Genomic DNA, 13,920 nt, shown 5'->3' on the forward strand with positions numbered 1-13,920 from the left:
ACCTGCAGGTCAGGCGGCAATGGGGACCCCTCCCCATCGCGGCTCTGCAGGTCTATTCTTTTGCCATGAGTGAGCTTCCAGCCAGCTACAAAGAGTTTCTCGCCGACAAGAGCGAGCGGTTCATCCTTGCCGTCAAGCCGGTTCTGCAGCAGTCCGCTGCGGACCGGTCCCATGGCGTCCGGGTCACCTACAACGCGGGTCCCACCGGACACCAGGCCCACCTCGACGACAGCATCCCTTTCGGAGTGGTGGTCGAGGACATCGACTGAGGGCTCCGGTCGGCGTCGTCAGACCCGCGCCCCTAGCCCTTCACCGCACCCGAGAGTGCGAAGGAATTGCCCGCGCCCTTGGCCACGATGACGTACAGGGCCAGCACCGGGACTGAATACAGGATGGAGAAGGCGGCCAGCTGGCCGTACGCCACTGCGCCGTGCTGTCCGAAGAAACTGAAGATCGACACTGCCGCCGGCTGCCGGGCTTCGGACAGCAGCAGGATGAACGGGACGAAGAAGTTCCCCCAGGCCTGGATGAACACAAAAATGAACACCACGCCCAGCCCCTGCCGCATCAGGGGCAGGACGATGGTCCTCAGCGCCGTCAGCCCCGACGCCCCATCCACCCAGGCTGCTTCCTCCAGCGACACCGGGACGGCGTCCATAAAGTTCTTGGTCATCCAGATGGCCATGGGCAACGTGGTGGTGGCCATAAAAAAGACCGTGGCAGGCATCGAATCCAGCAAGTCAAGCTGCACAAACAACCCGTATACCGGCACCATGATCGCGGTAATGGGAAGGCAGGTTCCGAACAGGATAGTGTACATAAACGGCCTGTTGAACCTGGACTGGTAGCGGGACAGCGGATAGGCCGCGAGCACCGCAGCCACGAGGTTCACGGCGGCCGTGCCGGCGGACAGCACCATGCTGTTCCAGAGCGGCTGGAACAGCAGCCCCGGCGTCATGATGGCGGCAAAGTTGTCCAGGGAGACTTGAGCCGGGAGCCGCGTCTCATGCCCGGCGGAGACATCGAGGGACGCAAACACTAGCCACAGCAGTGGCAGGACAAAGCAAGCGCCGATCAGGATCAGCGCCACGTCCGCCGGATTCCGGGCACGCCGCTGGGCTCGGGAAACTGCGCCCGTCCCGGACCGTAACTGTCCCCGGGCGGAGGTCCCCGCCGTCGTGGTCATGGTTTGGCCTCCCGCAGAAGCCGGACGTAGGCGGCGCCGAACACCACGCCAATGAGGATCAGCACTGACGCCACCGCCGTGCCGTAGCCGATGTCGCCGAACTTGAAGGCCTCCAGGTACGCCAGCACCGGAAGCGTGGTGCTGGTATTGGCGGGGCCGCCCGCTGTCATGACCCAGATGAGGGTGAACACCGCCAGCGTCTGCAGGGTGATGAGCATCAGGTTCGTGGCGATGCTGCCGCGGATCATGGGGATGGTGATGAAGGCGAGCCGCTGCCAGCCGCCGGCACCGTCCATCAGCGCGGCCTCCGTGACCTCACCGGGGATATCATTGAGCGCGGCGCGGTACACCAGCAGGGAGAACGCCGTGCCCCGCCAGATGTTGGCAAGCAGGATGGCCACCATGGGGAACGAATACAGCCAGTCGGCCTGTCCGAACCCCAATCCGCCCAGCACCTGGTTCAGGGTCCCGTCCCGGCTGAAATAGGCGTAGGCGGCGAAGGCTGCCACGATCTCGGGGAGCACCCACGCAGCTACCACCGCAGTACCAACGACGGCGGCCACCGGGCGGCGGGCCCGCCGCATCAGCACCGCGAGGGTGAGCCCCAGCAGGTTCTGGCCCAAGATGGCAGAGCCGCCCACAAACAGGACCGTCAAGCCGAGCGAAAGAGGCAGCATCGGATCGGACAGGAGCCTCGCGTAATTGTCGAACCCGATCCAGCCGGGATTGCGGGCGTTGCGGCCGGTCAGGGCAGCGTTGGTGAATGACGCGTGGAAGGCCCACAGCACGGGGCCGGCCAAAAACACAAGCAGCAGAACCACGGCCGGGAGAACCGGGAGCAGCCGTGACCGGCGCCGGAGTCCGGGGCGACGCCGCCGGTGGCCGGCCTGGTCACGCGTTAGGGAAACCGCCACGGGCTACCTGGCGACGGTCTTGGCCTCACCCACGATGCCCTTCACCGCCGTGTCATAGTCGTCGGCAGCCTGCTCCGGGGATTTCGCCCCGGTGATCACGGTTTCCGTAGCCTCCTGGACGGCCGCGGAGATCCGGGGGTAGTCGGCGGTCGCGGGACGGTAGTGCGTAACGGCCACAAGCTCGGACACGTCCTTCACAAACGGGTTGGCCGCCTGGTAGCCGGCGTCGGCGGCGACGTCTTTCCGCACGGCGATCTGGGAGCTGGCGGTGTTGAAAGCCAGGGAGTTCTTCTTGTTCAGCGCCGTGGAGAGGAACTCAAACGCGAGATCCGGGTTTTTGGTCTCCGCCCCTACCGCCAGGGTCCAACCGCCCGACATACTAACGCCGCCGGGCGCCTGCCCGTTCTGGGTGGGGAACGCTGTCACGCCCATGTCCTGCCCGTACTCGGCCCATTCGTAGCTGCCACCCTTCTGCCAGAACGACGGTGTGTAGGACCCTTCCACAATGGCGCCCATCCTGCCCTGCGGCAGCCATTCGCCGAAGACCTTCTTCCACACATTCGCGTCGAGGGCCTCCGCCGGGGAGACGGCCAGTTTTTCGTCGTAGAGGGTCTTGATGAACCGCAGTGAGTCGGTGAACCCCGGCGAACCGACCACCCATTTCCTGGCGTCGGCGTCGTACAGCTGTGACCCGGTTCCGTAGAGCAGCTCGTAAAAGCCTTGCATCACGGTGCCTTCACCGGTGGCCTTTCCGGCGTACATGTTGAACGGCACCACGGTGGGATCGCTGGCCTTGATCTTCCGGGCAGCGTCCAGGATGTCCTGCCAGGTGCGGGGCTCCCACGGAACGCTGACGCCGGCAGCGGTAAGCACCTTTTTGTTGTACCAGATACCGCGGGTGTCGGTGCCGAGCGGAACGGCGTAGGTGCCGCCGTCGTCCCCCAGACCGGCCGCCTTGGCGCCGTCATCGAACGTATCCCAGTCCTCCCAGCCCGCGAGGTGGCTGTCCAGCTTCAGGAGGTAACCGGCGTCGACGTCGGAACGCACCTTGAAGGTGTCCTCATAGAACACGTCCGGAGCCGTGGAGGGCGAACGGAGGGCGAGGGCCAGCTTGGTGCCGTAGTCGTCGTCGTTCGCCTGGATGGGCTCCAGGGCGACCGTGACGCCCTGGTTGGCAGCCTCAAACTCCTGCTTCGCCGCCTGGAAGAGCGTGTCCAGGGCAAGGAACGAATCGGTCTTTTGGTAGACCACCTTAATCGTTTTTGTCTCCGCCTCGGGAGCGGCAGGGGAACACGCAGACAGCACACAGCCCGCTGCAGCGAAGAGTGAAATGATTTTGAGGGCACGGCGCATGGCGCTCCATTCAGTCAATGGCTGCGTCCCCTGTATCTGCGGGCCCCAGCCGCGGCGATATCCACATGCTAGATGGGGCTCCTGCCACTGGCAAGGAGACCCCGGTCAGACGTCCGGTTCAGACCTCCAGGAGAAGCCGCTGCGCCCGGGGCGCCAGGGTATGCTCCAGGACCAGGCAGGCTGCTCCAATGGCGCCCACGTCCTCACCGACTCCCGTGCCGACAACCTCGATGGTGTGGATCAGGCGGGCCGCGCTGTTGGCGTCAACCAGTGCCGGGATCTTGTCCAGGTAACGGTCAGCGATCCGGCTCCAGAACGGCCCGCCGAACACCACCCGTTCCACATCCAGCGTGTTGGTGACCACGGAGACGGCCCGGGCCACCAGCGCGGCTGACCTGTCGATGATCGCAAGGGCCGTGGGGTCGCCGGCATCGGCGAGGTCGCACAGCTGGGCGAAGCCCTGCTGCACTTCGGCGCCGCTGGTGTGCTTTCCGGCGCCGTCCAGGATACCGGCGGCAACGGCCTCGGCAACGAGCACCTGTGGGATGGCCGAGGACTTCACACAGCCGCGGAGGCCGCAGTCGCAGAGCGGGCCATCGGGATCCACCACAATGTGGCCGATCTCGCCCGCATTCCCCGATGTTCCGCGGACCACTTCATCGTTGAGGACGATGCCACAGCCGATCCCGGTGCCCATGTACATAAAGATGAAACTGCCTGAGCCGCTGGGCCCGCCGGCCCATGTTTCGGCGACGGCCGCGCTGGTGACGTCCTTATCCACGAGGACGGAATAGCCCGTGGCCTTGGCCAGGGCGTCCCGGAGTTCCACGCGGTCCCAGCCCGGCAGCAGCGGCGGATCCACCACGGTGCCATTGTCCAGGTCGATGGGTCCCGGCGCGGCCAGGCCCAGGCCGGCGATCCTGCTGGTGTCCACGCCCGACTCGGCAACCAGCTGGTCGATCTCGGTGGCCATGGTGGACATGACGGCGACAGGATCATTCCCGCCCGGTGTTTTGATCCGTGAATGCTGTACAACGGCGCCCACGAGATCGAGGACCACGAACGTGGTGACGGCGGGGTCCAGGTGGACGCCGATGGCGTACATGCCGCCCGGGTTGAGGCGTAGCATGGTGCGCGGTTTGCCAGGACCGCTGCCTTCTTTGCCGGCCTCGACGATGAGGTGCTGGTCCAGCAGGCGGCGGGAGATGTTGGAGATAGTCTGCGGCGAGAGGCCCACAATCTGGGCAAGCTCCACGCGGCTCAGACCCCCGGATGACCGGCGGATGGCATCGAGGATGACCGTGAGGTTAAAGTCCCCCATGCGCGGAAGATTAGTCCCGCGCCGTGGCGCCGAGGACTGGCGGATTTCTGGCACGGTCTCCCCTAGGTTTTCGGCCGCGTGTTCATGATGTCTGAATGGTACGTTACCTCCTGTTCAACGCCCAGACCCGGAGGTCGGGCCGCGTCGCGGCCGGGGCGCCACGTTGTCATGCTGGCACGCCTACGGCCGTCGGGTGCTGACCGCCACCGTGAACTTTGGATTGCCGCCCTTCACAGTGGTGGGACCAACCAGCCGCTCCAGCGCCGGGAGGTACTGCAGGTGCCGGTTGAAGACCGTCCACAGCTCGCCGCCCGGAGCCAGGACCCTGGCTGCCGCCTCAAACAGTTTGATGCCCGCACCGGCATGCACACTGGCGCCCAGGTGAAAGGGCGGATTCAACAGGACCAGCTCGGCGCTTCCGGCGGGGAAGGTGCTCATTGCGTCATCCTGGAGGGCGGTAATCCGGTCCTCGAGGCCGTTGGCCAGCGCCGTGGCCCTGGCGGAGGCGACGGCGGCTGCGGACCGGTCCGTTGCCGTGACCCTGGACGCCGGGTTCTGGCGGGCGTATATGGCGGCGAGGATACCGGTGCCGCAGCCCAGGTCGATGGCGTGCCTGGCCTGTGGCATCTCGGGCAGGAACGTCAGGAGAAACCGGGTCCCGATGTCCAGTTTCGCTCCGGCAAAGACGGCACCGTGCGCAGCAACGTCCAGGTCCAGTTCGGCAAGACGTTCGACGGCGGGACGCCACTCGTGCGTCTCAGCTGGCCGGGCGCCGCTGGCCAGGATGAAGCGCGACTTCTGCCGAGCCAGCTGCGGCTGGACGGTCTCGAAGTGGCGTTCCAGGATTGCGTTCATTCCCAGGGACATGTGCTTGATCCGCCCGCCGGCGAGCAGCACCACGCCACGGGCGGCATAGCGCGCCACGGCGGCTGCGATTTCTTCAAGCTCCGCCAGCGTCCGCGGCATTTGAAGCAGCACCAGTTCCGCGCCGGAGAGCAGTTCCTCCCCCAGCGGCAATTGTTCGAACCCCGTGGCGTCAACGGCTCCGGGAGCTGCGGCTTCGAAGCCCAACTCGGCGGCGTTGTTCCGCAGGGCGCGCTCCCCGGTGATGAGATCCTCGTGAACACGGACCCGCCGGACCCCTAGGGCACCCAGTGCACCGAGGGTGAGGGCACCGTAGCGGTCTCCGATCACTGCCAGCCGTGCACCGGGTTCCGTGCGCGCTGCGGCGGCTTCCAACAGGAGTCGGTCTGTGGCGTCCCAGGCCCGGAGGTTCGGGGCTTCGACGTCCGGGTGGCGCCGGAGCGCGCCGAAAATGTCCTCAAGAGCGTTCTGTGCCACTGGTTCCTGCGATCTGGTCATGTAATGGTGGTTGATGCGGTTGTTGCAAGCGCGGACAGTTTGAGGACGGCCGTGACGGCCGCCCGGCCCGCCCTGTTTGCTCCGATGGTGGACGACGACGGCCCGTAACCCACCAGATGGACGCGCGGCTCAATTGCCACCTGGGTCCCTTCCATGGCAATGCCGCCGCCGGGTCCCCTGAGGTGCAGCGGCGTGGCCGGTTTCTGCTAGACCTTCTTCACCACGGAGGATTTGAGCTGCATGGGACCCACACCGTCCACTTTGCAGTCGATGTCGTGATCGCCCACACCGTCCAACAGCCGGATGCCCCGGACCTTGGTGCCTACCTTGATGACACCGGAGCTGCCCTTGATTTTCAGGTCCTTGACCACTGTGACGGTGTCGCCGTCGGCGAGGATGTTGCCCACTGCGTCCTTGATGACCCGCGGCCCGGCCTCTGCCGTGGCCTCCGCTGCCTCGGCGGTCCACTCGTGGCCGCATTCCGGGCAGACCAGGAGCGCACCCATCTCGTAGGTGAAGGCACTGGAACATTCGGGGCATGGCGGCAACGTCTCATTCACTCCCCCATGATAAACGCGCCGCTGCGCTGACAGGCGCGCGCCGCCGTCGTACTGTTGGCCCTAGGCAGACGAAAGGCGAGGACCATGACAACCGAAAAAGGGGCAGCGTCGCTGCTGGCCAACGCACTGTGCATCGTCCTGGGCACGGCGGAGATACCCCTGCGCCTCCGGGCATGGGACGGTTCCGAGGCGGGGCCGCCCGACGCCCCGGTCCTCGAGTTCAGGTCACGCCGGGCCCTGCGCCGGATCCTGTGGTCACCCGGGCAGCTCGGGCTCAGCCGTGCTTACGTGGCCGGGGACATCGACGCCCCCGGCGACATCTTTGCGGCCTTCACAGCGCTCAGCTCGGTGGGAAAGTTTTCCGAGCCCGGCCCCTTCCGGCCCTTGACTCCGCGTGAACTCGCCACGCTGTTCGGGGCGGCCGTCCGGCTTGGCGCGGTGGGCGTCAACCCTGCTCCGCCGCCGGAGGAAGCAAAGGTCACGCGGAAGGGCCGGCTCCACACCCGGCAGCGCGACGCCGCGGCCATCTCGCACCATTACGACGTCGGCAACGACTTTTACGCCCTCGTGCTGGGACCGTCGATGGTCTACTCCTGCGCCGTGTGGGCGGACGGACTCGCCGGCCGCGGCCTTCCGGCCGGACTGGATGAGGCACAACAGGCCAAGCTGGACCTTGTCTGCCGGAAGCTGGGGCTGAGGCCCGGGATGAGGGTGCTGGATGTGGGCTGCGGCTGGGGCAGCTTCGCGTTGCACGCGGCGCAGCACTACGGCGTCACGGTGGTGGGGGTGACGCTCTCCACGGAGCAGGCCGTGCTGGCGCGCAAACGTGCGGCCCACGCCGGCCTGACTGAAAACATCGATATCCGGGTGCAGGATTACCGGGATATCTCCGACGGGCCGTTCGACGCCATCAGCTCCATCGGTATGTCCGAACACGTGGGCCGGGAACAGACACCCCACTACGTCGACGTGCTGCACGGCCTGCTCCGTCCCGGCGGCCGGCTGCTCAACCACGCCATCTCGTGGAACGCCGGCCGCACCAAGCCTGATCCGGATTCTTTCATACCGCGCTACGTCTTTCCGGACGGCGAGATGATCAGCCTGGGCGAGATGGTCAGCTCGCTGGAGACCGGCGGGTTTGAGGTGCTGGACGTGGAGGCCCTGCGCCAGCACTATGCGCTGACCCTGCGGGCGTGGGTGCGCAGGCTCGAAGCGAACTGGGACGAAGCCGTCCGGCTCACCAGCCTGGGCCAGGCACGCGTGTGGCGGCTCTATATGGCCTCAAGTGCCCTGGGCTTTGAAACCGGGATCACGGGCGTCAACCAGGTGCTGGTCCAGCGCGCCGGCGTGGACAGGCCGCCGCTGCGTCGGATTGAGTGGATCTGAGCTTTCACTACCCGGGCGCCTACCGCTCCGGGCTCGCTCAGGAAACAAAAAGGAGCCACCCGGCCGGGTGGCTCCTTTTTGCGGACCAAGGTCCTGTTTGGTGGAGCTGAGGGGACTCGAACCCCTGACCCCCTGCATGCCATGCAGGTGCGCTACCAGCTGCGCCACAGCCCCAAACTTCTGTTCCACAAGCGGTGCAGACCGCCCGAAGCAACCTGATCAGCTTAATAGAAATCTGCGCGGTGCGCCAATCGGGAGCGCCGGCCGCAAATTCCTAGGTTTGTTCGCATGCGTGCTGGGAACAGATGCCAGACGACGGGATTCCGGCGGCAATCCGCGGCAAGCAGGGAGTTCGGCGGCACAAAAAAATCCGCCGGAATCTTTCGATTCCGGCGGATTATCCGGTGGAGCTGAGGGGACTCGAACCCCTGACCCCCTGCATGCCATGCAGGTGCGCTACCAGCTGCGCCACAGCCCCGGACCTTCGTTACTCCGCGGTCTCCCCGGAGCAACTCAAATATCTTAGACCAGCTTTTCCGAAAATTCCAAATCGGGCATATTCGGGCCCGCAAGGCCTGCTATTCGGAGTCGGAAGCCGCCGTCGTCTTGGCTGAAGTGTCTTCGCCAAGCTGCAGGTCAACTACAGGGCAGTCCTTCCACAGACGCTCCAGGGCGTAGAAAACGCGGTCCTCTTCATGCTGGACATGGATGACGATGTCCGAGTAATCCAGCAGTACCCAGCGCCCCCCGGAGCGGCCTTCGCGGCGTACCGGACGGAGGTCCTGCTTGGAAAGTTCTTCTTCGATGCCGTCAACGATGGCGTTGACCTGGCGCTCGCTCGGCGCGGATGCGATGAGGAAAACGTCTGCCAGTGCCAGGCGTTCGCTGACATCGAGGGCCACGATGTCGTGGGCAATCTTGTCCGCGGCGGCCTTGGCGGCCTGGCGGGCAATGGCGATGGATGAATCTGTTGCAGTCATGGGACTCCTTGTAGTTTTTCTAAAGCTTCGTAAAAGGGCGTTACCCGGTCAGCTGGAGATGCCGCTGACGATGAGGATGACGCCGGAAATTAGGGCCACGATTCCAAAAGCCAGAACGAGGACCTGCATGAGCCGGAGCCGTTTCGCGCGGGCCAGGCCTGCCGTTGCCGCATCCAGCGGCTCCAGCCCGTGTGCTGACCGTGCCGGGATGCGCGGCCGGTCATCGAACAGGTCGTCCGGCTCCCCCGCCGGCGTATCAGCTATGACGGACTGGACGGGGAGGATACGCTTCGGTGCCGCGGCCGCTCTGGCAGCAGCTTCCGCACGGGCGATCACCCTGGAACGGCCGGAAGCGGCTGCCGGTACAGAACCCGCGGCCGGCGCCTGTGAAGCAGTGGCCGGCCGGCGGCTCTTTCCGCCGGCCCGGACCTTCGGTCCGGGCTGGGTCAACAGTGGCACGTAGGAGGTCGCGGGGGGTTTCATCACAGGACGGTCGACGCCGGGTACCTGCACAAATTCCAGCGGCGTCACCATGGCCAGGTTGTCGGCGGTGGCCGGGCCAGTCTGGGGAACGGATTGGGTGGCCGCGGCCCGCGTGGTGGCAGCCTGCGTGGGCGCTGATGCCGGCTGCACAGGGGCAGCCTGCTCGGCCAGCTTCTGCTTGGCCATCGCCCGGCGGTTGAGCACCGCCGCACGCTCGGCCAAGGCGATCTGTTCCGCAAGGATGTCCGGATCCACTGCTTCGGGGTCCAGCGAGGCGATGTGTTCCATCTTGGCCAGTTGGTTCCTGGCCTGCTCGGCGATGAGTGTGCGGGCCGCGAGTGCCTGTTCCACGCTCATGCCAGCCGGAACACCTGAATCCTTGGCCGGCGCGGCGGGCCCGGCCTTTTCTGCGGATACAGCGGCGCCGTGACCCGGCTTCGACGGGCCTGGCTTGGCTTGACCCGGCTGGGCCTGCCCTGGCTTAGGTTGGCTCGGCGCAGGTTGGCTTGGCAGTGGCTGCCCCATGGGAGCTGGAATGATGGGATTGGCCGAGGTGACGGCCTGTTCCTTCAGTTGCTGGAGCCGCAGCTGCCTGCGGGTCGGAGGGCCGCCAGCGGAAAGCTGGCCCTCTTTCTCCTCAAGTTCCTTAATGGCACGAAGGGCCGCGCGGTCGCGGGCCCTTATCTGCGAGGACCGCTGCGCCTGGGTCTGCTCGGGGACGGAGTCCACCGGGGCGTCAGCCGCGCGCCGTTGTTTTGAGGCAGGCGAAACCTGGCCCGGGCCGTTGGACCCGGGAGCCGTGTTCTCATCTCTGGCCTGCCGCAGTTCGCGGCGGCTGCGGACGGGGGGCTTTTCCTGACTCATTGAGGACTCATTCAGTACTGGCTGGCTCATCTGTTTCGGTAGTTCGGACGTCCTCGGGATCTGATCCCGCGGCGTACAGACCATATTTGGCGATGTATTGGACCACTCCGTCCGGCACGAGGTACCAAACGGGGTTGTTCCCGGCTACACGGACACGGCAGTCCGTGGACGAGATGGCCATGGCGGGCACCTCCAGAAGGCTCACGTCTTTGCGGCCCATGCCATCAAGCACATGTCCTGGCCGTGTCACGCCGACAAAATGCGCCAGGGACCACAGCTCGTCAATGTCCTTCCAGGACAGGATCTGCGCCAGCGCATCCGCGCCGGTAATGAAGAACAGATCCGCATCCGGACGCTGGGTCCGGAGATCCCGCAAGGTATCAATGGTATACGTGGGACCGGGCCGGTCAACATCCACCCTGCTGACGGTGAACCGGGGGTTTGATGCCGTGGCGATCACCGTCATAAGGTAGCGGTGCTCAGGCTCACTGACCTGCTTGTGCGACTTCTGCCACGGCTGCCCCGTGGGGACAAAGACCACTTCATCCAGGCCGAACTTGGCGGCCACCTCGCTGGCTGCAACAAGGTGGCCGTGGTGGATAGGATCAAACGTCCCGCCCATCACGCCCAGCCGCAGCCGCCCCTGCGCACCGTCACGGTGCAGAACACGCGAAATGTCAGTGGCCTTGGCCGTGATCGTGCTTGTTGGGGTGCTGGCGGTGCGGATCAGCGTGCTCGTCCGTTACCGCGTGCCGGTTGCCCAGGTTGGAGTAGGACAGAGTGACGAACATCAACACCAGCAGGATGGCGAAAATGGATACGCCGAAGACCCACGGCTCAGCCCAGATCGGAGCGGGTGCGTGTTCTCCGCCTTCGGCAACGGTCATGGCAATCTGCTGGAGCAGCATTTTCTCCCCTAAGGTTCAAGGATGTGGCAGCGGATTGTCCCGCCGGTCCGGACTTCTGTCTATATTACCGCGTTGCTACGCGCGGACCTGGCCCTCGCCTTGAACGATCCACTTAGTGGTGGTGAGCTCAGTCAGTCCCATGGGGCCGCGCGCGTGCAGCTTCTGCGTGGAGATGCCAACCTCGGCACCAAGGCCCAGCTCGCCGCCGTCGGTAAACCGCGTGGATGCGTTGACGATCACCGCCGCCGAATCAACCTCGGCGATAAACCGTTCCGCGTTGGCGAGGTTGTTGGTAAGGATGGCTTCGGTGTGGCCCGTGGTCCAGGTCCGGATGTGCTTCACGGCGTCATCCAGGCTGTCCACCATGGCCACGGCGAGGTCCAGGTCCATGTACTCGGTTGCCCAGTCCTCATCAGTTGCCGGCTCGGACTCAATTGAGGACGGCAGGGCCGCCCGGATGCGCTCGTCGGCATGGAGCGTGACGCCGGCACCGCGCAGCGCGGCAGCCACAGCGGGCAACACAGTGGACTTCGAATGGACCAGCAGGGTCTCCACGGTGTTGCAGACACTGGGCCGCTGGGTCTTGGAGTTCAGCACGATCTCCACCGCCATGTCCTCGCTGGCGGATTCGTCGATGAAGATATGCACATTGCCCTCACCGGTCTCGATGACCGGCACGGCGGCGTTCAGCACCACGGACTGGATCAGGTCCCGGCCGCCGCGCGGGATCAGGACATCAACGCGGCCACGGGCACGCATCAGCGCATTCGCACCTTCACGGCCGTACTGGTCCACAGTCTGAACGGCGTCCGCCGGCAGCCCGACGGAGTGCAGGGCTTCGCGGAGGATCTGGACCAGTGCTTCGTTGGTGAAAGCGGCAGCAGTTCCGCCGCGGAGGATGACGGCGTTCCCGCTCTTGAGGCCAAGTCCGGCAATGTCTACCGTGACGTTGGGGCGGGCCTCGTAAATGGCGGCCACCACTCCCATGGGCACGTTGATCTGGCGCAGCCGCAGCCCATTGGGCAGGGTCTGGCCGCGGACGACGTTTCCTACCGGATCCGGCAGGCTGGCCAGGTTCTCCAGGGAAGCGACGAGCCCGTCGATCCGGCTGTCAGTCAGGGTGAGTCGGTCCAGCAGGGCCGCCGACGTGCCGTTGGCTTTGCCGGCCGCAACATCCTTGGCGTTGGCGGACAGGATCAAGTCCTTCCGGTCCAGCAGGGCAGCACCGATGGCCCGGAGGCCACTGTCCTTCAAGGCGCGGTTGGCCCCGGACATCTGGCGGGCAGCCTGCCGCGAGCGGTCAGCGATGATGTGGACCGCTGTCTCGACCTCCGCAGGAGTGGGGGTACTCCCCCGTTCCGGCCCGGAAGGAACCGCGTTCGAATCGTTGAAATTGCCAGGGGCTTGGGAAATCAGTGCCTCAGTCATCCTTCAAGTCTAGGCGAGCGGACCGGTCAGACCAGAACCAGGTCGTCGATATGGACAACCTCACGGTCGAATCCGCGGCCCAGGGACTCGCCCAGTTCCACTGTGGAACGGCCCAGCATCTGAGGCAGCTCTTCGGAAGAGTAATTAACCAAACCGCGCGCGATGACGGTACCGTCGCCGGCCACCATCTCGACGGCGTCGCCGGCTTCGAAGTTGCCGTCCACCGATGAAATTCCGGCGGGGAGCAGCGAGTAGCGATTGTCCCGCACAGCATGCACGGCGCCGTCGTCAAGAAAGAGCCGGCCCTGGACATGCGCCAGGTGGGCGAGCCACATCATCCGCACGGACTTCCGGCCGCTGTTGACGGTGAACCAGGTCCCCACGTCCTCACCGGACAGGGCGGCTGCGGCGTTCGCGGTGGAGGTGACCAGCGCCGGGATGCCGGAATCGGCGGCCATGATGGCAGCCTCGACTTTAGTCTGCATTCCGCCGGTGCCTACGCCTGCCTTGCCCGGCTTCCCGATGGTCACTGCCTCAAGATCTTCGGGGCCGTCCACCTGGGAGATGCGCTTGGCACCCTTGGCGGGCGGGCCATCGTATATCGAGTCGACGTCGGACAGCAGGATCAGGGCGTCAGCACGGACCAGATGGGCCACGAGCGCTGAGAGCCTGTCGTTGTCACCGAAACGGATCTTGTGCGTGGCAACAGTGTCGTTTTCGTTGACCACCGGCACCACGCCGAGGTTGAGGAGGCGGTTCAGTGCACGGAACGCGTTCGCGTGGTGGCTGCGACGCATGAGGTCATCTGCAGTCAGAAGTACCTGGCTGACGGTGACGCCGTGGGCGCCGAATGCGTGCGTGTAGCGCGCCATGAGCAGGCCCTGACCCACGCTGGCGGCGGCCTGCTGGGTGGCGAGGTCACGCGGGCGCTTCACCAGACCGAGGGGCGCAAGCCCTGCGGAAATGGCTCCCGAGGAAACCAGGATAATTTCCGTGCCGGCGTTATGTTTGGCGGCCAAGACATCTGCGAGGGCGGTCAGGGACTCTTCCGAAATGCCGCCCTTGATGCTGGTCAGCGACGACGACCCTACTTTGACAACGATCCGGCGGGCCCGGGCGAGCACACTGCGGTCGTCTTTGGGTTCCTCGATGATTACGGCCGAATTTTCGCTCAT

14 protein-coding genes, 2 tRNA genes and 1 pseudogene are annotated in these 13,920 nt (G+C 65.5%); 2 read left to right on the plus strand and 15 right to left on the minus strand.

The window, feature by feature from the left end; translation table 11 throughout:
- Positions 1–65: 65 nt before the first annotated feature.
- Positions 66–269, plus strand: coding sequence for a hypothetical protein (locus FYJ92_RS10830; RefSeq protein ID WP_185260749.1), 204 nt, complete (start codon positions 66–68; stop codon positions 267–269).
- 32 nt (positions 270–301) lie between these two features.
- Here FYJ92_RS10830 and FYJ92_RS10835 read toward each other — a convergent pair whose 3' ends face one another.
- The 7 genes and pseudogenes from FYJ92_RS10835 to FYJ92_RS10865 form a co-directional block, all read right to left on the minus strand.
- The gene (locus tag FYJ92_RS10835; RefSeq protein ID WP_185260750.1) at positions 302–1,186 is read right to left on the minus strand and encodes a carbohydrate ABC transporter permease; all 885 of its coding nucleotides are present in this window, start codon (positions 1,184–1,186) and stop codon (positions 302–304) included.
- The gene (locus FYJ92_RS10840) at positions 1,183–2,100 is read right to left on the minus strand and encodes a carbohydrate ABC transporter permease (protein WP_185260751.1); all 918 of its coding nucleotides are present in this window, start codon (positions 2,098–2,100) and stop codon (positions 1,183–1,185) included. Before FYJ92_RS10840 ends, FYJ92_RS10835 begins: the two co-directional genes overlap by 4 nt.
- Positions 2,101–2,103: 3 nt before the next feature.
- Positions 2,104–3,453: an extracellular solute-binding protein gene (locus FYJ92_RS10845; protein WP_185263763.1), complete on the minus strand. Its 1,350-nt coding sequence runs from the start codon at positions 3,451–3,453 to the stop codon at positions 2,104–2,106.
- 118 nt (positions 3,454–3,571) lie between these two features.
- On the minus strand, positions 3,572–4,774 hold the full coding sequence (locus tag FYJ92_RS10850; RefSeq protein WP_185260752.1) for an ROK family transcriptional regulator: 1,203 nt from the start codon (positions 4,772–4,774) through the stop codon (positions 3,572–3,574).
- 180 nt (positions 4,775–4,954) lie between these two features.
- Positions 4,955–6,115 (minus strand): class I SAM-dependent methyltransferase, encoded by a 1,161-nt coding sequence (locus FYJ92_RS10855; RefSeq protein WP_255482029.1) that lies wholly within the window; start codon positions 6,113–6,115, stop codon positions 4,955–4,957.
- Positions 6,116–6,132: 17 nt separating this feature from the next.
- Positions 6,133–6,327: pseudogene (locus FYJ92_RS10860) on the minus strand (pyridine nucleotide-disulfide oxidoreductase); the annotation flags it as partial.
- A 15-nt stretch (positions 6,328–6,342) separates the two neighbouring features.
- Complete coding sequence (locus FYJ92_RS10865) at positions 6,343–6,696, minus strand: zinc ribbon domain-containing protein YjdM (RefSeq protein WP_185260754.1); 354 nt, start codon at positions 6,694–6,696, stop codon at positions 6,343–6,345.
- Positions 6,697–6,780: 84 nt separating this feature from the next.
- Between FYJ92_RS10865 and FYJ92_RS10870 the strand changes: the two genes are divergently transcribed.
- A complete protein-coding gene (locus FYJ92_RS10870; RefSeq protein ID WP_185260755.1) occupies positions 6,781–8,082 on the plus strand; it encodes a cyclopropane-fatty-acyl-phospholipid synthase family protein in 1,302 nt (433 codons plus the stop codon).
- Between the two features lie 98 nt (positions 8,083–8,180).
- Here the strand turns inward: FYJ92_RS10870 and FYJ92_RS10875 are convergent.
- From FYJ92_RS10875 to proB, 8 genes are all read right to left on the minus strand, one after another.
- Positions 8,181–8,256 (minus strand) — tRNA-Ala (locus FYJ92_RS10875).
- Between the two features lie 231 nt (positions 8,257–8,487).
- Positions 8,488–8,560, minus strand: a tRNA-Ala gene (locus FYJ92_RS10880).
- Between the two features lie 100 nt (positions 8,561–8,660).
- Positions 8,661–9,062 (minus strand): ribosome silencing factor, encoded by a 402-nt coding sequence (gene rsfS / locus FYJ92_RS10885; protein WP_185260756.1) that lies wholly within the window; start codon positions 9,060–9,062, stop codon positions 8,661–8,663.
- A gap of 48 nt (positions 9,063–9,110) precedes the next feature.
- Positions 9,111–10,409, minus strand: coding sequence for a hypothetical protein (locus tag FYJ92_RS10890; protein ID WP_185260757.1), 1,299 nt, complete (start codon positions 10,407–10,409; stop codon positions 9,111–9,113).
- A gap of 7 nt (positions 10,410–10,416) precedes the next feature.
- A complete protein-coding gene (nadD, locus tag FYJ92_RS10895; RefSeq protein WP_255482030.1) occupies positions 10,417–11,031 on the minus strand; it encodes a nicotinate-nucleotide adenylyltransferase in 615 nt (204 codons plus the stop codon).
- A gap of 55 nt (positions 11,032–11,086) precedes the next feature.
- Entirely contained in the window at positions 11,087–11,317 is a 231-nt protein-coding gene (locus tag FYJ92_RS10900) for a hypothetical protein (protein WP_185260759.1), read from the minus strand.
- Positions 11,318–11,392: 75 nt separating this feature from the next.
- Positions 11,393–12,745, minus strand: coding sequence for a glutamate-5-semialdehyde dehydrogenase (locus FYJ92_RS10905; RefSeq protein WP_185260760.1), 1,353 nt, complete (start codon positions 12,743–12,745; stop codon positions 11,393–11,395).
- Between the two features lie 26 nt (positions 12,746–12,771).
- Entirely contained in the window at positions 12,772–13,920 is a 1,149-nt protein-coding gene (gene proB / locus FYJ92_RS10910) for a glutamate 5-kinase (protein WP_185260761.1), read from the minus strand.

The sequence above is a fragment of the Pseudarthrobacter sp. NBSH8 genome (assembly GCF_014217545.1).
Taxonomy (GTDB): domain Bacteria; phylum Actinomycetota; class Actinomycetes; order Actinomycetales; family Micrococcaceae; genus Arthrobacter.